Here is a 22162-nt window from a genome sequence, read left to right as displayed (position 1 = left end):
TTAGGATCGGGCTGCATGGAAAGAAAAATCATCGTTCAGGCCCTAAAACGGAGTTTTTCAACACAATCGGCCGATTCTGTGGAAAAACAACGTGTTGCGGGCGCAGAAAGTAGCGATTTGAACATAGCGCGAGCGCCTTTCTGATCAGGCTTTGCGCGTTTGCTGCGGTGCAGGAAAGATCTTTGCCAGTTTGCGAAGGTTTTGGGCAGTGGCGGCGAGCAGGAATTCGTCATTTGCGCCGCATGGTCCACGTAATCGGAGCCGTCCCAGGCCGAGAATGCGCTTGAGGTGGGCAAAGAGCATTTCGACCTTCTTCCGGAGCTTCACCGAGATCTTGTATTGCGGCGTTTTGGCGATTGCGCGGGCGATGTCGCGAGCGTCCTCATGTTCCTCACGGGTGATCTTACGGGCGTCGGCATTCGGGCAGCACTTCGGCTTGGAAGGACAGGATTGGCAGGTGTGCTTCAGCGCTTGGTACTTGGCCACGCCCTTGCCGGTTGGGCCGCGATTGGGGTCGGAGTAGTTTCGGCGGAACTGCTTCAGAGCCTCGCCTTCCGGGCAGATGTATTGATTGTTCTCGGCATCCCATTCGAAGTCAGCTCGGGACCAGGTGCCATCGGTGCGCCCGGCTTTGTCGAAGACCGGGATGTGCGGTGCGATCTTTTCACCCACCAGCCATCCGAGCATGGGTCCCGATCCGTAGGCGGTGTCGGCGATCAGCCGTTCGGGATGAAGATCGAAGCGCTCTTTGGCCCGCTTCAGCATCGTCTTGGTTGACCCCACCTCGGCTTGACGGATCGACCGTGTCGCTTCCACGTCGACGATGACACCATGATCGGTATCGATGAGATAGTTGTCGGAGTAGGCAAAAAATGCGGGACCCTTACGCGCCGCCGTCCACTGGCTGGCTGGGTCGGAATAGGACGTGAACTTTGGCTCGACCGGTGTCGCTGCTCCGAATGCGGCCTCATCCAGAGTGTCGAGATACTCGCGGACCGCGCGGGGTGCAGCGTCTGCATCGATCCGCGCAATGTCCCATTCTTCCTTTGGCGCAGAGTACTGCTTGTTGGCATCCGCCTCGATCAAGCTGGCATCGACGGCCAGGCGCTGACCGCTGACGAGACCTTCGGCGATGCATCGCGCGACCGTGGTCTCGAAGAGATGGCGCAGCAGCTCACTCTCGCGGAACCGACCATGCCGGTTCTTTGAAAAGGTCGAGTGATCCGGCACCCGATCGGCCAGGTCGAGCCGACAAAACCACCTGTACGCGAGGTTCAAGTGTACCTCTTCACAGAGCCGCCGCTCGGACCGGATGCCGAAGCAGTAACCGACGATCAGCATCCGGATCAGCAGTTCAGGATCGATCGAAGGACGACCGGTGTGGCTGTAGAAATCGGCAAGATGGGCGCGGATGCTGCTCAGATCGACGAAACGATCAATCGATCGCAGCAGGTGATCTTGCGGGACATGGTCTTCCAGCGAGAACTCATAGAACAGCGCCGCCTGTGCTTCCTGCCTCGGTCCCATCATGGCTGATCCTCCCGCTTGTTGAGAGGATTGAATCAGCGCCATAGCCCTCGATCAAGCAGGAGTTTTTCAACAAAATTGGCCTACCACGTCATGTTTCAGCACAAAATTTGGATCAATAGCGACGGATTTTGCCTGGCTCAGCATCAGGCTACGCCCGGTTTGACTACCTATTTCCAGATACCAATTGGGCTGTATCGATCGGTGCATGTCTGCCAGAAAATCAATATAATGACGGCCCCAAGCACGACGCAGACCTCTTTTTAGTGATGCCGCCACTCGGTCCAACTCCACTGGTTCCCGGGGTCAGAGCGAGACCCGACAATGAACTGAAGACCATAGTATGAAGGCCCCTGCAAGAAAAAGGGGGCATAACGACCAACCGGTTGAGCTGCAACGCTCACCACTAAAGCACCAGCGGTCGGATCGGGCCCTGCCCGGTTTTGTCAAATACACAGTTTTCATAAACCAGTTGCGGATCACGCCCTAAAATGAAGTCCGAAGTAATGCCGATTTCCACACCAGTGTGGAAGCCCCTGTTGCCGCCGCCAATCTCGATCTTGCCTGTCGGGCCGGTTGCCGCGCGCGCACGCTCGGTGCATTGCTTGGCGGCCAATTCAGGTGACACCGGCCCACAAGCGGTAAGCGACGCAAACAGCAAAATGCCGGTAAGACCCGACAGCCGCGCGACCGCAGTTTGTGATGCCCCGGTCTGGGATACAAGGTGTCTTGCGTGACGCATTTCAACTCCTCCTTGGATGCGGGGCCGGCTTAAGAAGCAGGTTGCGATCCACCATTACACCAGTTTCCATGGACCGCCCAGAAGATCAGTTTGCCAGTTCTTGGCAATTCAGCCGTATGTCTGGCCGGGTGGAGGTCGAAATCGCAACCCATGACGGACATCCGGGCAGGCAGGTGGCGGCTTCTGATCTTGCGCCGAAGGCGCGGAACTGGCCCTGCCCAAGTATCAATAACCCGCAAGCGCATCGAGAATTTTCGGCGACGCGGCGATCTCTGCTTCGTTGGCAGATCGTCCGAACCGACCCCTGTCAATACACCCGCGCTTTAGGAGCGATTTTCTTCATGTCTATACCACCGTCGCGCTCATCGGTCAGCGGGTCCAGATGCACCGGGCGATAGGTCAGAGCCACGTTGCTGCCGTCGACGGTTGCCAGCGTGTGTTTGCGCCAGTTGTCATCGTCACGGTCCGGATAATCTTCATGCGCGTGGGCGCCGCGGCTTTCCTTCCTGGCTTCGGCGCTGACCACGGTGGCCAGTGCACTGGGCAGCAGGTTGGTCAGTTCCAGCGTTTCCATCAGGTCGCTGTTCCAGACCAGGCTGCGGTCGGTGACATGCAGGTCGTCTTCGCGACCCGCGATATCGGTCATCGCTTTGACGCCTTCGGCCAGCGTCTTGTCGGTGCGGAACACCGCCGCATCCGCCTGCATCGCGGCCTGCATTTCATCACGCAGGTTCGCCGTCGGCACTGCGCCGCCGGCATTGCGCAGCGCGTCGAACCGCGACAGTCCGGCGTCTATGCTTGCCTTGTTCGGCGTCGGTACGGCGCTGGCGGCGTCCACAACCTCACCCGCCTTGATTGCCGCCGCGCGGCCAAAGACCACCAGGTCGATCAGGCTGTTCGAGCCGAGGCGATTTGCCCCGTGCACGCTTGCACAACCAGCCTCACCCACGGCCATCAGGCCCGGCGCAATGGCATCCGGGTCACCCTCGGTCGGGTTCAGAACCTCGCCCCAGTAGTTCGTCGGGATGCCACCCATATTATAGTGCACGGTCGGAATGACCGGGATCGGTTGCTTTGTCAGATCCACGCCCGCGAAAATCCGCGCGCTTTCGCTGATCCCCGGCAGGCGTAGCGCCAGGGTTTCCGGCGGCAGATGCGACAGATTCAGATGGATGTGATCCTTTTTGTCGCCGATGCCGCGCCCTTCGCGGATTTCCATCGTCATGCAACGGCTGACCACATCCCGACTGGCCAGATCCTTGTAGGTCGGGGCATAGCGTTCCATGAACCGCTCACCTTCCGAGTTCGTCAGATATCCGCCCTCGCCCCGCGCGCCTTCGGTGATCAGTACCCCGGCGCCATAAATCCCGGTTGGGTGGAACTGCACGAATTCCATATCCTGAAGCGGCAGCCCAGCGCGCGCGACCATGCCGCCACCATCGCCAGTGCAACTGTGGGCCGAGGTCGCGCTGAAATAGGCACGACCATAGCCGCCGGTTGCCAGAACCGTCATTTTGGCGGCAAAGACATGCAGCGTGCCGTCGTCCAGCTTCCAGCACAGCACACCCTGGCAGACGCCGTCATCGGACATGATCAGGTCGATGGCGAAATATTCGACGAAGAATTCCGCCTTCTGCTTCAGGCTTTGACCATAAAGCGTATGCAGAATCGCGTGCCCTGTCCGATCCGCAGCCGCACAGGTTCGCTGCACCGGGGGGCCTTCGCCGAATTCGGTCGTGTGACCGCCGAAGGGGCGCTGATAGATGTTGCCCTCTTCAGTGCGCGAAAACGGGACGCCGTAGTGTTCCAGCTCGTAAACCGCCTTGGGCGCCTCACGCGCCAGATACTCCATCGCGTCAGTATCGCCCAACCAGTCTGACCCTTTGACGGTGTCATACATGTGCCACTGCCAATGGTCCGGCCCCATATTCGACAGGCTGGCCGCAATGCCGCCCTGCGCGGCGACGGTGTGGCTGCGCGTCGGGAAGACCTTGGTTACGCATGCGGTGCGCAGCCCCTGTTCGGCCATGCCCAGTGTTGCGCGCAAACCGGCGCCACCGGCCCCCACAACCACCACGTCATATTCGTGGGTTTCATAGTCGTATTCCGCCATACCGGTCCCCTAAAGCGCCAGCCGGATCAGGGCATAAACCCCGGCCGCCATCGCTGCGTAACTGATGAAAGTGACGGCCAGGATCGCGATGTGCTTGGCCAACCCATGCACGTAATCTTCGATCAGCACCTGCGCGCCACCCTTGAAGTGATGAAACCCGACGATCAGCGTTAGCCCGGCGATCAGTGCGGGAACGGGGCGCGCGTAGTAGGCGACGACAGCCTCATACGGCTGGCCGAGCACTGCGCCGAAGGTGAAGAGGAACAGCGGGATCAGGATCAGAAGCGCCACGGAACTGACCGTCATCGACCAGAAATGCGCCGTGCCGGTCCTGGCCGATCCCAACCCCTCGGCCCGTTTTCTATCCGTCAGAAATGCCATTCCAGCCCCCTTACAGCACGATGATCGTCAAAAGCGTCAGGACCAGCGACCCGCCGATCATGACATAGCCCATCGCATAGGCGCTTTTCAGGTCCAGCCCGCGCCCGGTGTCCCAGATCAGATGCCTGAGCCCCCCCAGCAAATGATACCAGATCGCCCAAAGCGACAGCACCATGACCAGATCGCCGAACCAGGACCGCATGAACCCGTCCGCCACCGCGAAGGCCCCCGGCCCCGTCGCCGCTGCCAACAGCCACCAGACGATCATCAGCGCCGCCACCAGCAGCGCGTTCCCGGTCAGCCGCACGAATATCGACGTCATCGAGGTCATCTGCGGGCGATAGATCGCCAGATGCGGGCTGAGCGGGCGATTGCCCCGGTTCACGTCGGCCATGGGTGGCTCCCTGAATTGCGCCACTTAAGGTAATAGCCCTTTTCACGGCGGTGTCACGGGGGTGGCGGCGCTAACATCGCCGCTGCGAAGTTTTTTCGCCGCCGCCCCAAGGATTGACGCGCCGCGCGCGTCGAACCAAACGTGATGCGCATGACAGTGAGCGATGAAGGCCTGGCCCGTGCGGCGGCTGGCGGAGACAGGGCGGCGTTTGCCAGCCTGCTTGACCGCCACTATGACCGCCTGTTCGCCTTCGCCTTCCGCAGCCTGGGCAACCGGGCCGAGGCTGAGGATCTGACGCAGGACATCTGCCTGGCCCTGCCGCGCAAGCTGGGCGGGTTTCGCGGCGAGTCGCGATTTACCACCTGGCTCTACCGCGTCGCAGTCAACGCCGCCCATGACCGCCGCCGCCGCGCCGCGACCCACGCCAAGGCCGCCAGCGGCTGGGGAGAAGTGGAACTGGCCCGCCGGGCCGAGGCGGAGGAGGCCGCCGAGGCGCAGGACTGGCTGGCCACGGCCATGGCCAGTTTGCCCGACGATCTGCGCGACACGCTGGCGCTGACGATGGACGACGGGCTCACCCACGCCGAGGCGGCAGACGCGCTTGGCATCTCCGAGGGCACCGTCAGCTGGCGGCTGTCTGAAGTGCGAAAACACCTGCGCGCCTTGCGCGAAACCGAAGAGGCTGGCCCATGACCCTGCCTGTCTTCTTTTCACAAATACTCAAATCCAAACCGCGCCCCATGCGCGAAGGATGCCGAACATGACCGACGACCTCGACGATCTGAAACGCGCGCTTGCCGCCGCCACACCGCCGCCCGACCCGGCTCGGCGCGGCGAAATCCTGCGCGCCGCACAGGAAAATTTCGACGCCGCCCAAGGATCGCGCCCACAGCCGCGTCCCATGTCCGATCGCCCATGGTGGGCGAGCATCGGACAAGGAGCGTCAACCATGCTGAACACCCTCACCTCTCGCGGTGGCCTCGCCGCCACCACGGCGCTGGTCGCTGTTGGATTTCTGATCGTGACCCCGCAGACACGGGATTTGCTGACGCCGGGCGGTGGCGGGGACATCGTGCTGCGCGACCAACCTCTTGCAGTGCCCACGGACACCGCGACCCTCGAACGCCGCGATCTGCGTACGGAAACGGTTCTGGCCGATGCTGTCGAGATGGAAGAAGCAGCCCCCGAACCTGTGCTGGAAACCATTGCGTTTGACGATGCCGACCTTGCGGCTGCCGCACCGGCAAGGCCGACCGTCAGCGTCAAGCAAGCCCCGAATACAATTATTGCCGGGCGCAGCCGTGTGGCGAATGAAGCTGCGGAATCACTGGCTTTACCGCAGGCCATGGACGGGTCCGTTGCAGGCTATGCCGCGGACAATGCGACTGGACTGGTCATTGAAAAGGACGTAATTGCCCTGCAGCCCGAAACGGACACCGAGGTTTTCGCCAACGAGGCGGCGAACCCGGTGAAATCGGTCACCACCGAACCTGTCTCGACCTTCTCGGTCGATGTGGACACGGCCAGCTGGTCTGTGGTGCGGTCATCCCTGACATCTGGCCGCCTGCCCCCGGCAGAGGCCGTGCGGATAGAGGAGATGGTGAACTATTTCCCTTACGATTACGCAGCCCCGGACGGCGGCGCGGCCCCGTTTCAGCCAACCGTTTCGGTCAGCGCAACGCCGTGGAACCCCGACACCCAGCTGATGCGCATCGGCCTGCAAGGCGAACTCCCCGCACTGGCGGATCGCCCGCCGCTGAACCTGGTGTTCCTGATCGACACCTCCGGGTCGATGCAGGACGCCGACAAGCTGCCGCTGTTGAAGCAGAGCTTTCGCCTGATGCTGGCCGAGTTGCGCCCCGAAGATCAGGTCGCCATCGTCACCTATGCCGGGTCCGCCGGGCAGGTGCTGGCCCCGACCGCTGCGGGGGATCGCAGCACCATTCTGACCGCGCTGGATCGACTTGAGGCAGGCGGGTCGACCGCCGGACAGGCTGGGTTGCAGCAGGCCTATCAGGTGGCTGAAGCCATGGCCGAGGATGGCGAGGTGTCGCGCATCATTCTGGCGACGGACGGTGATTTCAATGTCGGGCTGAATGATCCGGAAGCGCTGAAAACCTTCATCGCCGACAAGCGTGACTCCGGCACCTACCTGTCCGTCCTCGGCTTCGGGCGCGGCAATCTGGATGACGCGACGATGCAGGCGCTGGCGCAGAACGGCAACGGGCAGGCCACCTATATCGGCACGCTGTCCGAGGCGCGAAAAGTGCTGGTCGACCAGCTGACCGGGGCGCTGTTCCCGATTGCAGGCGACGTGAAGGTGCAGGTCGAATTCAACCCAGCAACTGTCGCCGAATACCGGCTGATCGGGTACGAAACCCGCGCGCTCAGGCGTGAGGATTTCAACAACGATGCCGTGGACGCGGGTGAGATTGGAGCCGGTCATCAGGTCACCGCGCTTTACGAGGTGACGCCGGTTGGCAGCCCCGCGATCCTGAACGATCCGCTGCGCTATGGCTCCACCGAGGTCACCACGACCGGATCAGACAGCGAGCTGGCGTTCTTGCGCCTGCGCTGGAAAGAACCGGGTGCGGCGACCAGTCGGTTGATTGAAGCGCCGATCCCGGTTGGCACCCAGGCGCCCGACACCGACATGGTCTTTGCCGCCGCGATTGCGGGGTTCGGCCAGTTGCTGCGCGGGTCAGATTACATCGGCGACTGGTCCTATGCGGATGCCATCGCCCTGGCGACCGAGGGGCGCGGCGCGGACGACTTCGGCTACCGGGCCGAGGCGATCACGCTGATGCGGCTGGCCGAGAGTCTGACCCGTTAGGCCAGACAGCATATTCGCCGAGTACCCCTATGAAGGCGTGTTCGGTGAAAGACCTTCGCTGCAATAGAAAAAGGCGCGCCCCTTTCGGGACGCGCCTCGTTTCAGCTGATTGTGTTGAAAAACTCCGAAATCAGAGCGTCGCGGATTTCTTGCGAAAACCTATGAAGCGAAATAGTCGGAAAGCTTTGACCACGAGACAGCGCATGGCTGCGCGTGAGCGCATGTAGGCGATTTGGGCCGACCCCCGCGCCAAAAATTTAGGATCGGGCTGCATGGAAAGAAAAATCATCGTTCAGGCCCTAAAACGGAGTTTTTCAACACAATCAGCTCAAAAGCGGCCTCAGGCGGCTTTTTTCTTCTTCTCGACAACCTTCGCCTCGACCGTCTTGCCTTTGGCAATCTGGATCGTGCGCGGCTTCAGCGCCTCGGGCACTTCGCGCACCAGGTCGATGTTCAGCATGCCGTTAACATAAGACGCGCCGGACACCTTGACGTGGTCGGCCAGGTGGAAGCGGCGTTCAAACGCGCGGGTGGCGATGCCACGGTGCAGAAAGTTGCGCCCCGCGTCATCTTCGGCCCGTTTGGCCGACACGATCAGGTTGCTTTCGCGCACTTCCACGTTCAGGTCGTCTTCGCCAAAGCCAGCGGCAGCGATCGAGATACGCCAGCCATCCTCGGCGGTTTTTTCAATGTTGTAGGGGGGATAGGTCTGCCCGCCACTTGGTTCGGTCAGCACCCGGTCCATCAGGTCGGCCATCTGGTCGAAACCAACGGTGGCACGGTACAGGGGTGTCAGGTCAAAACTACGCATATCAGGTCATCCTTTGCATAAGCGATAACGATGTCAGCCCTCCGATTATCGGACGGGCAGGTGAAGCGCCGAACCCTGTTAAGGCATCCGACATCAGCGATATGGGCATTCCCACGACCCCGTTCAAGGGGCGTGGGGGAGGGTGATTTATTGCGTAATATCAGCGATCTAGCGTTGATCAACGATCACGGGCGCAAAAATTTCGCACCGGTATTGCGTTGTTCGCCGACCGACAACCGGCGCACTTTGGGAAGCGATCCTGCCGTCGTGGTGCCCGGACCGGGCTGTGCGGCAAGCAAAGTCCGCATCTCGGCCAGTGGTTTTTGCAGCGACGTACCCAGCGACACGGTCTTGCCCTTCAGATCCGCCTTGGCCGAGATCACCGAAACGATCCGCGCGACCCCCTGATCCATCACAAAGACCGGCGCCCCCGAGGTTCCGAAATTGGCATCACACGACAGAACCAGCGCCCCGGACTGACGGGCCAGCACATGGCAAAGCTGTTGCAGGCTTGGGTTATCGGCGCGATCCACAGCATAAGACACCACCGCAACCTCGGCCCCTTTGCGCGGACGCTTTGCAATATCAAACGGCGTGACCGAGACATTTTCGACCGGATGATCCAGTTCCAGCAAGGCCAGATCGTTGGCGACGCGATGCACCTTGTCAGGCCCGCCATAGTCGAAATCGGGATGCACGACGCTGCTGCGCACACCGCGATAGGCCGATGCCCGCCCGCTGCGCCAACCAGCGCGAAACTGAACCTCGTCATTGGCGACCCGCGCCAGGGTCTTGGGATTGAACAGGCAATGCCCCGCCGTCAGCACCAGATTGGGCGCAATCAGCGCACCGGTGCAGAAACTGCGCCCGGCCACGTCGATGCGGCCGACGGCCTCCCAGCCTTTCGAATCATTCCCGGTGACCAGTTTGGAAAGCGCGGTCGGGTCATTTGCCAACGCCGGAGCGCCCAAAAACAGGGCGGACGTCAAAGTCAGAAGGAAAGCGCGCATCATGATCAGCCCCGATTGTTCACGCATTCGAAACTATTTCAATCCGGCGGCAAGGATTTGACAGGATTGTGGCAGGGCTGAGGTTTTGCAGTCCCAGTGCTCAGTTCGCGCGTTGGAGCGGCTGTTGAGTGGGGGCCAGCCCCCACGCCCCCGGAGTATTTGTGAAAAGAAGACAGGCAATGATGACGTCTCGGCCTATGGCTGACTCACCAGTGCCGCTGGCTTGGGGCCTCCTGTCGCCCAATCCAGCAATTCGACGGTATGGACCACGGGCAAGCCCGTCCCGCCGCCGATCTGCATCATGCAACCGATGTTTCCCGCAGCGATCACTTCGGGCGCTGTTGCTTCCAGCGTCTGCACTTTTCGCGTCTTTAACTGGCCCGAGATCTCGGGCTGCATCAGATTATAGGTTCCGGCTGAGCCGCAGCAGAGGTGACTGTCGGCAGGCTCTACCACCTCGAACCCTGCTGTGCGCAGAAGGTCTTTGGGCAGGGTCTTGATTTGCTGGCCATGTTGCAGCGAACAGGCCGCGTGATAGGCGACGCGCAGGCCATTGCCCGGCCCGTCAGGCAGGCCCAGCTTTGCCACTACCTCGGTCACGTCCATCGCTATGTCCGAGGACCATTTGGCCGCCTCAGCCTCGGGCGTGTTGCGGAACATGTGGCCGTAGTCTTTGACCGTCGTGCCACAGCCCGAGGTGTTGATGACGATGGCATCCAGCGCACCCTCGCCCCACCAGGCGGCGATGTTGGCGCGGGCGAACCGGTGACTTTCATCGACCCGGCCCATGTGGTGCACCAGCGCGCCGCAACACCCCTGCCCGCGCGCGACGATGACCTCGGCCCCCAACCGCGTCAGCAGGCGGATCGTGGCGTCGTTGATATCGGTGTTAAGCGCCTTCTGTGCGCAACCTGTCATCAGCGCGACGCGCATCTTGCGGTCCCCGACTGCCGGGAAGGTCTGCGGATCGTCGTTGCGCGACACTGGCGGTACGGTTTTCGGCGCCATCGCCACCATTGCACGAAGCCGCGCGTCAGGCAGCCAGCGGCGAAACGGGCGCGCCATTTTCGCCCCCAGCAGGGCCATCCGGAACCGGCGGGGATAGGGCAAAACGCGGGCCAACAGCCCACGCAGCAAGCGCTCGCCCATCGGGCGGCGATAGGTCGCCTCGATATGCGCGCGGGCGTGATCGACCAGATGCATGTAGTGCACGCCTGACGGGCAGGTCGTCATGCAGGCCAGACAGCTGAGGCAGCGGTCGATATGCTTGACGGTTTTCTCATCCGCCGGGCGACCGGCCTCCAGCATATCTTTGATCAGATAGATGCGCCCGCGTGGGCTGTCCAATTCATCCCCCAGCACCTGATAGGTCGGGCAGGTCGCGGTGCAGAATCCGCAATGGACACAGGCCCGCAGAATATCGTTGCTGCGCGCGATGTCGGGGTCGGCAAGCTGGGCGTCGCTGAATTCTGTCTTCATCCCATCACCCCCGGATTCAGGATGCCGCGCGGGTCGAATTTCGCGCGAAGCCCGGCGGAAATCGCGGCCAGGGGGGCGGGCTCTGGCTGGAACATACCAAGCCGCGCGCGCGTTGCCGCATCGGCGCGCAGCAGCGTCGCATGTCCACAGATACCGCCAAGCATGGTGCGCACATCCGAACCCGGCGCAACACCCACCCAGATCAGCCCGCCACCCCAGTCGAGCAGTGTCTTGCTGGCCGGAACCCGGCGCACAACCTCGGGTGCGTCGCTTGGTTTGACGCTGATCCGCCAGACATCCTCGGACCCATCCACAAACAATGCGGCATCGCGAACATCGGCCCAGATCGCCGGGTCCGGGTCGGTATCGATCTGCGCCCCCTGCCCCAGAAAGGCGGCCAGCTTGTTGGCACGTTCTGTAACTGAGGCAGCCGACCCTTCAACCCGGATCAGCGTTTCGGGCATCGCCCCCGGCAGATGCGCCGCCCCAGTGACGGCCCACGGGGACCCCAGCGCCTGGGACATCGTGGTAACGGCCCCGCCAACGCCCTGCCCGGCGATCCGCACAACGGCGGTGGCAGCAGCACCCGACAGAACCTTCAACGCAACCTCGCTCAGCACACCCAGCGTGCCATGGCTGCCGCACATCAGCTTGACCAGATCATAGCCGGTGACATTCTTCATCACCCGGCCACCGTTCTTGATCACTGTCCCGGCCCCATCAACAAACCGCACCCCCAGCAGATGATCGCGACACGCGCCGGTCTGAATCCGGCGCGGGCCCGAAGCGTTGGTGGCCACCACGCCGCCGATTGTTGCGTCACCGCTGCCACCCTCGGCCACCCCGGGCTGCAATCGCCGCATGTCGGGTGGTTCAAAAGCAAGCTGCTGACCATGCTCGGCCAGCGCCGCCTGTACCTCGGCCAGCGGCGTTCCGGCACCCGCCACCAGCGTCAGCGCGCCGGGTTCATAAAGGCGAATGCCGCTCAGCCCGCAGCTCGACAAATGCGCCCCGTTCCCGGAAGGCGCACGGGTCCCGCCGCCGACAATCGTCAGCGGACCGGGCGCATCACGCACAGCCTGAGACAGCTCGGCTTCTGTTTCAGGTCTCATACAGCGCAACTTTGTCTTGGGAATTATCCAGGGGCGTCCAAGCGACACCCTGCCGGAATTCCTACGTCAACGGGCACAGCCGCACAATAAAGCGTTTCGGCTTGAACCTGAATCGCGAGGGATTCCCTTGAGACCTGATCTGTGATTCATCCTGTTTGGGAGGATGGATCATGTCAGCACCTTTGCCATCTGCGCTTCGGATACGGTTTCAGAGATACATTGAAGAAGGGTTGAGCGGGCGCGCGGCGGCGTTGCGGTTGAAGCTGTCGCCTGCCACAGGCGCGCGGTGGGCGCGTCAGGTGAGGATGAAGGGTCATGCGGAACCTGCCCGGCAGGGACCGCCGCGCGGCAAGGGAAAGCTGGCTCCGCATCGGGAATTCTTTGAGGAGTTGATCGCACAAGACCCTGACATCACGCTCTTTGAGTTGCGTAATGCGCTGGCCGATGCAGAGGGTGTGCGGGTGCATCACTCCTCCATCGCCAACCTTCTGTCCCGGCTCGGCTTCACGTACAAAAAAAGTCGCTGGTCGCAACCGAGCGCCGCCGCGCCAAGGTAAGGCAGCAACGGGCCGACTGGTTCAGATACCGCTCGCCAGCCATTGCGACCTTTCCTGAGCGCGTTGTCTTTATTGACGAAACCGCAGTGAAGACAAACCTCACGCGCCTACGCGGCAGAGCCAAGCGCGGTAAGCGCCTGACGATGGATGCGCTCTTCGGAAGCTGGGGAACCCAAACCTTGATCGCGGGCCTGACCCAAGGCGCGCTGATCGCACCTTGGGTCATCAAGGGAGCGATAGATGGCCCCGCCTTCGCGGCCTACATCCGCGAAGTGCTGGTCCCCGAGATCAACCCCGGCACTGTCGTCATTCTCGACAACCTGGCAACCCACCGGAATAAGGAGGCGACGCAGGCTTTACGCAATCACGGCTGCTGGTTCCTTTACCTGCCACCGTACTCGCCCGACCTGAATCCCATCGAGCAGGCCTTCTCTAAACTGAAAGCCCATTTGCGACGGATCGGGGCCAGGTCCTTTACCCAGGTCTTCGAAGCAATCGGAGCAATCTGCGATCTCTACGACCCAGTAGAATGCTGGAACTACTTTAAGGCCGCCGGATATGTCTCAGGTTAATGTCGAAACGCTTTAGGTCGGCGCCCAGGCCCAATGCGCACTATGGCTGTTGCAATGACTTCCGCCTGACGCAGGCTTTTTTGGGTTGCCGTCGCATGCGCGCAACATGGTTTTACCTGCGTTGCCCCAGCGTTTTGCTCAATACGACTGGATACGCGCAGTTTGCGATGTCGGTTCGTCTGACTTGTTCATTGCTCGCCGATCGCATTTTGAACGCTTATTTCGTAATGATTCTCGCGTGGCATTTTACAGATTCAGGAATTCCGAGCTCGGTAATTGGTATCACTCTGTGCTCGATTGCCCATCCAGGCGGCAGGATCTGTTTCGTGGTGTACTGGCCAGATTTACCAATTTCCGGAACGCGCCATTTATACGTTGTCCCTCTGGGCATTAAATGACGGCCAGTGGTTGATATTGAAATATGATTGCTACGGTTATCGTATTGAGGGGAACCCCGGACCTCGCATTTCAAAGCGAAGGGTACGACAATGGGCCTTACGGGTTTCGGCGACTGGACGACGGCGCGGCCTTCGTTATTGCTGGTTTTGCCGATCGATGGGCCCGTGTTGGCCGCTTCGGCGGTGGTGGTGCCGAACGCCGAGAAAATCATTGTCGCAGCGAAAGCTGCGCCGGTGAGAGATTTGATGGAAAGTGCAGCCATTATTCTGTCCCCCTTTGGTTTCGTCGACCGACCGACCATTCGGTGCGATCTGCCTGTTTGTCGGCGGAGGGAGCGAATGGGTTCAAACAAGGTCGGGCGCGAAACGCGGCGGAGTGGTGTTCGTCAGGTCGCCTCGCGGTGCCCACGGCTGATCGTCAACGGAAACACCTTGGCCGGGTTCAACAACCACGCGGGATCGAACACGTCTTTCACGGCCATCTGCGCCTCAAGATCGTCGTCGGAGTACTGCACCCGCATCAGTTCCCGCTTTTCGATCCCGACGCCGTGCTCTCCGGTCAGGCAGCCGCCCACCTCAACGCAAAGTTTCAGGATCTCAGCGCCCAGCGCTTCACAGATCTGCAAATCGCCGTCCTTGTTGGCGTCAAACAGGATCAGCGGATGCATGTTCCCATCGCCCGCATGGAAAACATTGGCGACGTCGAGGCCGTATTCTTCCGACATCTCGCCGATCCGCCGCAACACCTGTGGCAGCGCGCTGACCGGGATTGTCCCGTCCAGACACATGTAATCATTGATCTGCCCCATCGCCCCGAACGCCGCCTTGCGCCCCAGCCAGATGCGTGCGCTTTCCTCGGGCGAGCGGCTTTCGCGCAATTCGACCGGGTCATGCTGTCGGGCGATCCCGGTGATGACGCCTAGTTGCTCGGCAATCTCGGCCTCAGACCCCTCAACCTCGACGATCAGCATCGCCGCACAATCGGGATAGCCTGCGCCCGAGAATTCGTCGGTCGCGCGGATGCAGGGGCGGTCCATAAACTCGATTGCGACGGGCAGGACGCCCGCCTTGATGATGTCAGAGACACAAGCCCCGGCAACCTCGTCACTGTCAAAACCGATCAGCACAGGGCGGGCACCTTCGGGTTTTGCGAGGATGCGCAGCGTCGCCTCGGTCACCACGCCCAACTGTCCTTCGCTGCCGCAGATCACGCCCAGCAGATCCAGCCCCGGCGCGTCCAGATGCGCGCCGCCAACCTCGACCACGGTGCCGTCCATCAGAACCATCGTCACACCAAGCAGGTTGTTTGTGGTGACGCCGTATTTCAGGCAATGCGCGCCACCCAAATTCATCGCGATGTTGCCCGCAATCGCGCAGACCAGTTGCGAGGACGGATCGGGGGCATAGAAGAAACCCTGATCCTCGACCGCGCCCGACACGCTGAGGTTGGTGCGCCCCGACTGCACCCGGATCACGCGGTTGTCATAGTCGGTTTCCAGCACCGCATTCAGCCGGGCGACGCCCAGAATCACACTGTCAGCCGTCGGCAGCGCCCCACCGGCCAGCGAGGTGCCCGACCCGCGCGGCACCACCGGCACGCCCATCTGGTGACAGATCTTCAACGCGGCGGACACCTGCGCCGTCGACGCAGGCAGCACCACCGCCAGCGGCGGGCATTTATAGGCGACCAGCCCGTCGCACTCATAAGCGCGGGTCTGCATCGGATCGTGAATCACCGCCCCTTCGGGAAGAACCGCCTGCAAGCGGGCCACAACGTCGGCCTTTCGCGCGATGATCGCGGCATCCGGGGCAGGCATATCCATCGGCGTGAAACCTTGTTTCTAGCGGGTCGCAAAACCCTAGCCCCACGGGACTGTGACAACAAGCGGGGGCGACGCGGACGCCCGGATCGGGCAGACTGAGGGGATGAAACAGTTGATATCCGCCACCGCCGCGATTTTCGTGTCTGCAACCGCCCTTGCTGATCCTGCCGTCATCGAAGGCGCAACTGCGATGAAATCCGGGGATAGCTGGTCGATCTCGGTCACGCTGTCCCATGGCGATACCGGCTGGGAAGACTACGCCGATGGCTGGCGCGTTCTGGGCCCGGACGGGGCCGAGCTTGGCCAGCGCGTATTGGCGCATCCGCATGTGAATGAACAGCCCTTCACGCGCAGCCAGTCGGGCATCGTGATTCCGGCGGACCTGGATCATGTGATGATCGAAGCGCGCACCCTGACCGAAGGCTGGGGCGGCACGCAGTTTCGGCTGGAGTTGCGGTAGAACGTCCTCCGCTTGATCTGCAACGGTGTCTGACGGCGAGCGCCGGTCTTTAGAAGCGTATACGCCTTTGGCGTGACGGGCCATCGCATGCCCGTCTTAAAGATTATTTCGCCAGAAGCCGCAGCATTCCCAAAGCAGCATTGCGCAATGCGCCCGCCCCCTATTTGCGGCCCTCACGCAGCCATGCGCCGATCATCAGCAGTGCGGCCAGTGCCAGGAACAGCCAGGCAGACACCAAAGGGATCACTCGCACGTCCAGCGTCCGGTATGCGCCGCGCGGTGTGACGCCGATCCAGCCGCGTCCGACCGCCGGGCGGCCCGGGCGAACCGTGCGCACATCAGGCGCGCCCGCTTCCAGAATCAATGCCCCGCCCCCGGCCGCGGCCAGAACGGGTTCAAGGCGATCCGCGCGCGCAATCGTCTGTTCGAACTCTCGCGGGGCGGCGGGGCCAAGGGCGATCACGGCCTCAACATCGCCTTCCTGCAACCGAAACAGTCCGATTTGCGGTGCCTCCCAAACCGCCGTCCAGGTGCCGGGGCCGGATTGTTCCAGCGTCACCGACGCGGTCGCGCCGTCCGGGCCGGTCACTTCTACTGGACCAACGTCATCGCCAAGCGTCCGGCGGGTGATTGTCATCGTCTGGCCTTCGGCGGCAACGGCCAGCGTCTCCTCTTCAAGCTCCGGCTCTTTCATCATCCAATGCGCGAGGCGGCGCAACAGCTCCAGCTGAGGTCCGCCCCCCTCATACCCGCGCGACCAGAGCCATGCGTGATCCGAGGCCATAAGCGCCACGCGCCCCTCACCCACGCGGTCCAGCAGCAGAAGCGGGCGGTCGTCGATGCCGCGCATCACGACCTGCCCGCCGCGTGCGTTGATATCGATCTGGCGGAACCAGCGTCCCCAGGTCGGATCATCGCCACCGCCGTCCAGCCCTTCGGTCACCGGGTGACGCTGGCCAAGATCGGACAGGCGCGGCAGAAAGCCTTCTTCCAGAACCCGGCCTGTCGGCTCTGCCGGAAAGACATCCCCCAATGGCGATCGCCAAATCGATTCGGCCCCCGCAAAATCCGGCCCCGCCGCGATCAAAACCGCACCGCCTTCTTCAACGTAATTGCGCACATTGTCGAGGTAGAGCTGCGGCAGGATCCCGCGCCGCTTGTAGCGGTCGAAAATGATCAGATCGAATTCGTCGATCTTGTCGAGGAACAGCTCTCGCGTTGGAAAGGCGATCAGCGACAGCTCGTCCACCGGCACGCCGTCCTGTTTTTCCGGCGGGCGCAGAATGGTGAAATGCACAAGATCGACCGAGCTGTCGGATTTCAGCAGATTGCGCCAGGTCCGCTCACCCGGATGCGGCTGGCCGCTGACCAGCAGCACCCGCAGACGGTCGCGCACGCCGTTGATCTGGACGACGGCGGAATTGTTTCGGTCGGTCAACTCGCCCTCGGCCTCGGGCACCGTAAACTGGATCACGTTCAGACCGCCGTGGGGCAGCGTCACCGGCAGTTCCAGATTGCGCCCCACCGGCACGACAAAGCGTTCCGGGTCACCACCATCGACCGAGATCAGCAACTCGGCCTCTGTGCCCAACCCATCCGGCACCGCGCCCTGATCGTCGATCCGAAGCGTCAGCGTCACCGGTTCGCCCAATATCGCGAAGGCGGGCGCGTTCGAGACCTGCAGGCGCCGGTCCCAATCTGTTGCGCGCCCCGTCAGTAAAAGATGCAGTGGCGCGGGCATTGTGGGCGCCGCCCCGATATCATGGAGTTGCCCATCGCTGAGCAGGATCGCCCCGGCCAGCCGGGCGCGCGGTTCTTCGGCCATCGCCTCGGCCAGTCGGCTCATCAGCAGTGTGCCGCCATCTCCTTCGGCATCGCCCAGTTGGACGATCCGCAACTCGGTATTGTCCAGGCGCGCAATCTCGGCCTCGATCCGCGCGACGGCATCTGCGACCTGATCCGGGCGGTCCGCGATGGCCTGACTGGCGGTTTCATCGACGACAAGGATGACGATATCGCTTAACGCCTCGCGATCTTCGCGCTGCCAAGACGGGTTCGCCAAAGCGGCCAGCAGGACCAGCCCGGCCAGCCCGCGCAGCCACCATCCCGGCAACCCGCGCCCGATCGCAAGCAGCACCATCGCGCCAACCAGCAGCGCTGCCGCCCAGACCATCGGCCAGGCCAGCAAGGGCGCGAAGATCACCGAATTGCTCATTGTCCCAACCGATCCAGCAGGGCCGGCACATGGACCTGATCGCTTTTGTAATTGCCGGTCAGCACATGCATCAGCAGATTGACCCCGAAACGATACGCAACCTCGCGCTGGCGTTCACCGGCAAAACCACGACCCACCGGAAACATCGCCGATCCATTGGCGCTGACGGCCCAGGCGGCGGCCCAGTCATTGCCGCCGATCACAACGGGTGTGACATTGTCGTTGAGGTTGCGAAACGGCATCCCCTCAACCTGTTCAGCGTCCGGCGGGGCGGCTTCGACCCAGACATCGCGGCTGGCGTGACGGCCAGGGAAATCCTGCAACAGATAGAAGGTGCGGGTCAGAACGTGGTCTGCTGGAATCGGCTCCAACGGTGGAATATCAAGCGGACGCGCCAGTGCCTGAAGTTTGCGCCCATTGGCCGACGCCGCACCGAATCCGGCGACATCCGCATCGCGCGTATCAAACAGGATCATCCCGCCCGAACGGAGGTAGGCGTTCAGCTTGCCATAAGCCTCGGCACTTGGTGTCGGCTGGTCGGGGCTGATTGGCCAGTAGAGGAAGGGAAAAAACGCAATCTCGTCAGTTTCCAGGTTCACGCCAATCGGTTCAGCCGGTTCAATAGACGTGCGCCGCCAAAGAACATCGGACAACCCCTGCATTCCGGCGCGGCCGGTGTCGTCCAACCGGGTGTCCCCGGTCAGGACATGGGCCAGGACGACGTCGCCGGTCGCACTCAGCGCGAAGTCTTCCGCGCCCGATTGCGCCTGCCCGTCATCGGCCATGCCAAGGGCCAGAACGCCCGCCAAAAGCATCGCGGCGGCGCGCCCGGCGCGGGGCCGCGTCAGCCGACCCGCCAACCATAGTGAGGCGATGACGTCCAGCGCCAGCAGTGCCAGCGCCGCGGCCAGCAACGCGCCTTTCAGCGGCGTTTCGCGCAGCACCTCAAGCCCTTCGACGACGATCCGCGCGGGCCAACTGGTTGTGGCCAACGCAGTCTCGGCGCCGATCACGTTCAGGGCGATCCTGCGGTCATCCCCGGCGTATAGCCCCGGTGGCAAATCCGGCCCCGGCTGCCCTTCGGCCAGAATTTCGCCCGCGACCCCGCTTAGGTTTCCGGCGTCCAGCACCTCTCCGAATCCGTCAAGCACGCTGTCGGCAACCCAGGTCGTCCCGGCCAGATCATTGGCACTCGGGACGTTGGGGCGGGTCGAGACGGCCAGGCGTTCCAGCATCGCCACGAACAGCCCCGACAGTGGCAGCGTCGACCATTCCGCATTGGCGGTGACATGGAACAGCACCACCTGCCCCCGCCCGATCCGTTTGCGTGTCACAAGCGGTGTTCCGTCCGCCAGCGAGGCGATCACCCGGTCCGCCAGCGTTGGGTCTGGCTGCGCCATCACCTGGGCCGAGACGGTGACATCACCGGGCAAGGGAAGCCCGAAGAAAGGTGAGCCTTCGGCAAACGTTCGTAACGCCTTGGGTTCACCCCAGGACATCGCCCCCCCGACAGTACGCCCGCCCGAACGCAGGCGCACCGGCATCAGCGCATCCTCCTCGGCCCGGCTGATATCGGACGCGGCGACGCGCGGCCCGGCAAAGCGCAGCAGCATGCCGCCCTGATCGACCCAGTCGACCAGTGGATCGGGATCCGCAACCGTGGCCACATCGGCCAGCACGATCACATCCGGGTTGGCGAGCAGGATTTCCTCCATCATGCCGTCAATCAGATCGGCGGTCGGGATCAAGGCCTGTTCCAGGTAGTGTGTGGGCGAGAGCAGCTCCAACCCCTCACGATCCTGCCGCCCGGCGATCAGCGCGACTTCGCGGCGGCGCAGGGCGTCATCCGTCAGGCTGATCGCCCCGGCCGAGCGGACGCCGGACAGTTCAAACCGGGTGATCCGGTTGCGCAGTTCGGGGGGCAGCGACAGGGCAACCTCAGCCTCGGTCGCGCCCTCTTCAAAGGCCAATGTCGCCTGTGCCAATGCGCGTTCCGTGCCACCGGGGTCGCGGCCATGGGCGGTCACGGTCACCTCGCTGGCCGGGCCGGGGGCGGCGCGGGTGGCCGCGGTCACGACGAGGCCATCTTCAAACCGCGCCGGGCGCAGACCCAGCAGTGGGCGCGGGCTTTCGAAAACGGTCACTGGGCCGCGATCTTCCAGCGAGGATAGCAGATCGTCGCGCCAGTCAGCATCCAGCCCGTCGGATATCCACAGGGTTTCAAACCGTGTTTCGCCCCAACCGTCCGCCCAATCGGTCAGCGTTTCGCCATCCGGCGCCCAAGGCTGCGGGCGCAGCCCGGCCAGACGTGTTCCCCAGACATCCGCGCCCTGAAAATTCAGCGCGCCCGTCGGCGGATCGCTGAGCAGCGCAATCGCCACTGTGCGGCCATCGCGCGCCGCCTCGGCCAGCGCCGCCTCGATCCGGTCGACGCGGCGCGGCCAGTCGCGAGCATCCGCCCAACTGCCATCGGCAAGGATCAGCAGCGGTCCGTCGCCCGGCACGCGATCCTGCGGGTTCAGAACCGGACCGGCAAATCCGATGATCACAGGGGCAACCGCCAGCATCCGCAACAACAGCAACCACCAGGGCGTCTTGTCAGCCTCGTTATCCTCATCCTGCAAGCCCAGCAGCAGGGCAACACCGGGGAAGCGCCGCCGGATTGGTGCGGGCGGCACGGCGCGCAGCAAAAGCCAAAGGATCGGCAGGACGATCAGGCCCAGCAACAGCCAGGGCGCGGTGAAGCCGAGGGTGCCGAGCGTCAGCATGACAAGCCATCGAATATCAGGAGCGATCCAATCATGCCCTGCGCTCCGTCGCGTGGAACAGCCACAGCAACGCCGCGTTCGCGCTGCTGTCTGTCAGGTGGCAATGATACTGCCAGCCCGTCGCACGGGCCAGATCGCGCAGCGCTGCCTTACGCGCCGCAAGCCGGTCCAGATAGCGACTGCGCAGGTCGCCCGCCTTTTGCGTTTCGTGGCTGAGGCTGCCACCGACGCTTTCGAAGATCGTGCGACCATCAAACGGAAACGCTTCCTCAACCGGGTCCAGCACCTGTACCAGCGCGCCGTGCACGCCGCGATCCGCCGCGCGGGTCAGGGCCGCTTCGACCGGGGCCAGGTCGCCCATGAAATCCGACAGGAACACCGCGCGGCTGTGGGGCAGCATGCCGCGCACATTCGGCGCGCCATAATCGGCGGCGTCCTCGTCTTCGGCCAGCGCGGTCGCGACGCGCAATAACTGTACCTCGCCACTGCGCGGCGGCGTGTTCATCGCGGTCAGGCCGATTCGTTCCCCCCCGCGCACCAGCAGCACAGCCAATGCCAGCGCCAGAAGCCGCGCCCGATCCGCCTTTTCCGGCAGGTCATTGTCCGAGGCGAACCGCATCGAGGCGGACCCATCGACCCAGAACAGCACGGACTGCGCCGCCTGCCATTCCTTTTCGCGCACGAAATGCGCGTCCGACCGGGCCGAGCGTCGCCAGTCGATGCTGCGCGCCTCATCCCCCGGCTGGGCCGGGCGGAATTGCCAAAATTCGTCGCCCATGCCTGCGCGCCGCCGTCCGTGTTCGCCCAACAACAGGCCCGATGCCAGATGTTCCGCCGCCGCCAGCAGCGGAGGCAGAGGCCCGGCCAGCGCCTCGGCCCGGCTGCGCAGGTCGGCGACAGCGCTCATCCCAGAGCCTTCCGTCCGGTCGCTGGTTTGGTACAATAAGTATTTGCAAAAAGAAGACAG

Annotated in this window: 18 protein-coding genes and 1 pseudogene; 5 read left to right on the top strand and 14 right to left on the bottom strand. The window is 62.9% G+C overall.

Annotated elements, in window-relative coordinates; translation table 11 throughout:
• Window positions 1–144 precede the first annotated feature (144 nt).
• The 5 genes from GKR99_05005 to sdhC all read right to left on the bottom strand — a co-directional run bounded on the left by GKR99_05005 (window position 145) and on the right by sdhC (window position 5157).
• Window positions 145–1530, bottom strand: a complete 1386-nt coding sequence (locus GKR99_05005; GenBank protein ID NKB26939.1) for an IS1182 family transposase — start codon at window positions 1528–1530, stop codon at window positions 145–147.
• Between the two features lie 403 nt (window positions 1531–1933).
• The gene (locus GKR99_05000) at window positions 1934–2209 is read right to left on the bottom strand and encodes a hypothetical protein (GenBank protein ID NKB26938.1); all 276 of its coding nucleotides are present in this window, start codon (window positions 2207–2209) and stop codon (window positions 1934–1936) included.
• Window positions 2210–2576: 367 nt separating this feature from the next.
• Window positions 2577–4382, bottom strand: coding sequence for a succinate dehydrogenase flavoprotein subunit (locus GKR99_04995; protein NKB26937.1), 1806 nt, complete (start codon window positions 4380–4382; stop codon window positions 2577–2579).
• A gap of 9 nt (window positions 4383–4391) precedes the next feature.
• The gene (sdhD, locus tag GKR99_04990; protein NKB26936.1) at window positions 4392–4763 is read right to left on the bottom strand and encodes a succinate dehydrogenase, hydrophobic membrane anchor protein; all 372 of its coding nucleotides are present in this window, start codon (window positions 4761–4763) and stop codon (window positions 4392–4394) included.
• Window positions 4764–4773: 10 nt separating this feature from the next.
• Complete coding sequence (sdhC, locus tag GKR99_04985) at window positions 4774–5157, bottom strand: succinate dehydrogenase, cytochrome b556 subunit (GenBank protein NKB26935.1); 384 nt, start codon at window positions 5155–5157, stop codon at window positions 4774–4776.
• A gap of 150 nt (window positions 5158–5307) precedes the next feature.
• Here sdhC and GKR99_04980 point away from each other — a divergent pair, with 150 nt between their 5' ends.
• The 3 genes from GKR99_04980 to GKR99_04970 all read left to right on the top strand — a co-directional run bounded on the left by GKR99_04980 (window position 5308) and on the right by GKR99_04970 (window position 8217).
• Complete coding sequence (locus GKR99_04980) at window positions 5308–5850, top strand: sigma-70 family RNA polymerase sigma factor (GenBank protein NKB26934.1); 543 nt, start codon at window positions 5308–5310, stop codon at window positions 5848–5850.
• Window positions 5851–5917: 67 nt separating this feature from the next.
• A complete protein-coding gene (locus tag GKR99_04975) occupies window positions 5918–7990 on the top strand; it encodes a DUF3520 domain-containing protein (GenBank protein ID NKB26933.1) in 2073 nt (690 codons plus the stop codon).
• A gap of 44 nt (window positions 7991–8034) precedes the next feature.
• Window positions 8035–8217 (top strand): hypothetical protein, encoded by a 183-nt coding sequence (locus tag GKR99_04970; GenBank protein NKB26932.1) that lies wholly within the window; start codon window positions 8035–8037, stop codon window positions 8215–8217.
• 113 nt (window positions 8218–8330) lie between these two features.
• Here the strand turns inward: GKR99_04970 and GKR99_04965 are convergent, their stop codons facing one another.
• From GKR99_04965 to GKR99_04950, 4 genes are all read right to left on the bottom strand, one after another.
• Window positions 8331–8801 (bottom strand): Hsp20 family protein, encoded by a 471-nt coding sequence (locus tag GKR99_04965; protein NKB26931.1) that lies wholly within the window; start codon window positions 8799–8801, stop codon window positions 8331–8333.
• A 185-nt stretch (window positions 8802–8986) separates the two neighbouring features.
• A complete protein-coding gene (locus tag GKR99_04960) occupies window positions 8987–9820 on the bottom strand; it encodes a trypsin-like serine protease (GenBank protein NKB26930.1) in 834 nt (277 codons plus the stop codon).
• 186 nt (window positions 9821–10006) lie between these two features.
• Window positions 10007–11290: a glycolate oxidase subunit GlcF gene (gene glcF, locus GKR99_04955; protein ID NKB26929.1), complete on the bottom strand. Its 1284-nt coding sequence runs from the start codon at window positions 11288–11290 to the stop codon at window positions 10007–10009.
• Window positions 11287–12402, bottom strand: a complete 1116-nt coding sequence (locus GKR99_04950) for an FAD-binding protein (GenBank protein ID NKB26928.1) — start codon at window positions 12400–12402, stop codon at window positions 11287–11289. Before GKR99_04950 ends, glcF begins: the two co-directional genes overlap by 4 nt.
• Window positions 12403–12572: 170 nt before the next feature.
• Between GKR99_04950 and GKR99_04945 the strand changes: the two are divergent.
• Window positions 12573–13531, top strand: a pseudogene (locus GKR99_04945) (IS630 family transposase).
• Between the two features lie 217 nt (window positions 13532–13748).
• Here GKR99_04945 and GKR99_04940 read toward each other — a convergent pair.
• Together GKR99_04940 and GKR99_04935 are read right to left on the bottom strand one after the other, a co-directional pair.
• On the bottom strand, window positions 13749–14192 hold the full coding sequence (locus GKR99_04940; protein ID NKB26927.1) for a hypothetical protein: 444 nt from the start codon (window positions 14190–14192) through the stop codon (window positions 13749–13751).
• 123 nt (window positions 14193–14315) lie between these two features.
• The gene (locus GKR99_04935) at window positions 14316–15752 is read right to left on the bottom strand and encodes an FAD-binding protein (protein ID NKB26926.1); all 1437 of its coding nucleotides are present in this window, start codon (window positions 15750–15752) and stop codon (window positions 14316–14318) included.
• Window positions 15753–15855: 103 nt separating this feature from the next.
• Between GKR99_04935 and GKR99_04930 the strand changes: the two genes are divergently transcribed.
• A complete protein-coding gene (locus tag GKR99_04930; GenBank protein ID NKB26925.1) occupies window positions 15856–16212 on the top strand; it encodes a hypothetical protein in 357 nt (118 codons plus the stop codon).
• A 160-nt stretch (window positions 16213–16372) separates the two neighbouring features.
• Here GKR99_04930 and GKR99_04925 read toward each other — a convergent pair whose 3' ends face one another.
• Genes GKR99_04925 through GKR99_04915 form a run of 3 tightly spaced genes read right to left on the bottom strand, consistent with a single transcriptional unit; the run spans window position 16373 to window position 22102 of the window.
• Window positions 16373–18427, bottom strand: coding sequence for a hypothetical protein (locus tag GKR99_04925; protein ID NKB26924.1), 2055 nt, complete (start codon window positions 18425–18427; stop codon window positions 16373–16375).
• Window positions 18424–21195 (bottom strand): DUF4159 domain-containing protein, encoded by a 2772-nt coding sequence (locus GKR99_04920; GenBank protein ID NKB26923.1) that lies wholly within the window; start codon window positions 21193–21195, stop codon window positions 18424–18426. The genes GKR99_04925 and GKR99_04920 overlap by 4 nt, the downstream gene beginning before the upstream one ends.
• Before the next feature lie 31 nt (window positions 21196–21226).
• Entirely contained in the window at window positions 21227–22102 is an 876-nt protein-coding gene (locus GKR99_04915; GenBank protein ID NKB26922.1) for a DUF58 domain-containing protein, read from the bottom strand.
• Window positions 22103–22162 lie beyond the last annotated feature (60 nt).

Source organism: Paracoccaceae bacterium (assembly GCA_012103375.1).
In the GTDB taxonomy this organism is placed as follows: domain Bacteria; phylum Pseudomonadota; class Alphaproteobacteria; order Rhodobacterales; family Rhodobacteraceae; genus WLWX01.
Note: the sequence above shows the minus strand (reverse complement) of the source record. Positions and strands in the feature narration are given on the sequence as shown.

Coding starts and splice junctions, on each gene's coding strand:
- GKR99_04980 (NKB26934.1), top strand. CDS start 5,308: ATGACAGTGAGCGATGAAGGCCTGGCCCGTGCGGCGGCTGGCGGAGAC.
- GKR99_04950 (NKB26928.1), bottom strand. CDS start 12,402: ATGAGACCTGAAACAGAAGCCGAGCTGTCTCAGGCTGTGCGTGATGCG.
- GKR99_04915 (NKB26922.1), bottom strand. CDS start 22,102: ATGAGCGCTGTCGCCGACCTGCGCAGCCGGGCCGAGGCGCTGGCCGGG.
- glcF (NKB26929.1), bottom strand. CDS start 11,290: ATGAAGACAGAATTCAGCGACGCCCAGCTTGCCGACCCCGACATCGCG.
- GKR99_05005 (NKB26939.1), bottom strand. CDS start 1,530: ATGATGGGACCGAGGCAGGAAGCACAGGCGGCGCTGTTCTATGAGTTC.
- GKR99_04920 (NKB26923.1), bottom strand. CDS start 21,195: ATGCTGACGCTCGGCACCCTCGGCTTCACCGCGCCCTGGCTGTTGCTG.
- GKR99_04975 (NKB26933.1), top strand. CDS start 5,918: ATGACCGACGACCTCGACGATCTGAAACGCGCGCTTGCCGCCGCCACA.
- GKR99_04965 (NKB26931.1), bottom strand. CDS start 8,801: ATGCGTAGTTTTGACCTGACACCCCTGTACCGTGCCACCGTTGGTTTC.
- GKR99_04935 (NKB26926.1), bottom strand. CDS start 15,752: ATGGATATGCCTGCCCCGGATGCCGCGATCATCGCGCGAAAGGCCGAC.
- GKR99_04925 (NKB26924.1), bottom strand. CDS start 18,427: ATGAGCAATTCGGTGATCTTCGCGCCCTTGCTGGCCTGGCCGATGGTC.
- GKR99_04995 (NKB26937.1), bottom strand. CDS start 4,382: ATGGCGGAATACGACTATGAAACCCACGAATATGACGTGGTGGTTGTG.
- sdhC (NKB26935.1), bottom strand. CDS start 5,157: ATGGCCGACGTGAACCGGGGCAATCGCCCGCTCAGCCCGCATCTGGCG.
- GKR99_04940 (NKB26927.1), bottom strand. CDS start 14,192: ATGGCTGCACTTTCCATCAAATCTCTCACCGGCGCAGCTTTCGCTGCG.
- sdhD (NKB26936.1), bottom strand. CDS start 4,763: ATGGCATTTCTGACGGATAGAAAACGGGCCGAGGGGTTGGGATCGGCC.
- GKR99_04930 (NKB26925.1), top strand. CDS start 15,856: ATGAAACAGTTGATATCCGCCACCGCCGCGATTTTCGTGTCTGCAACC.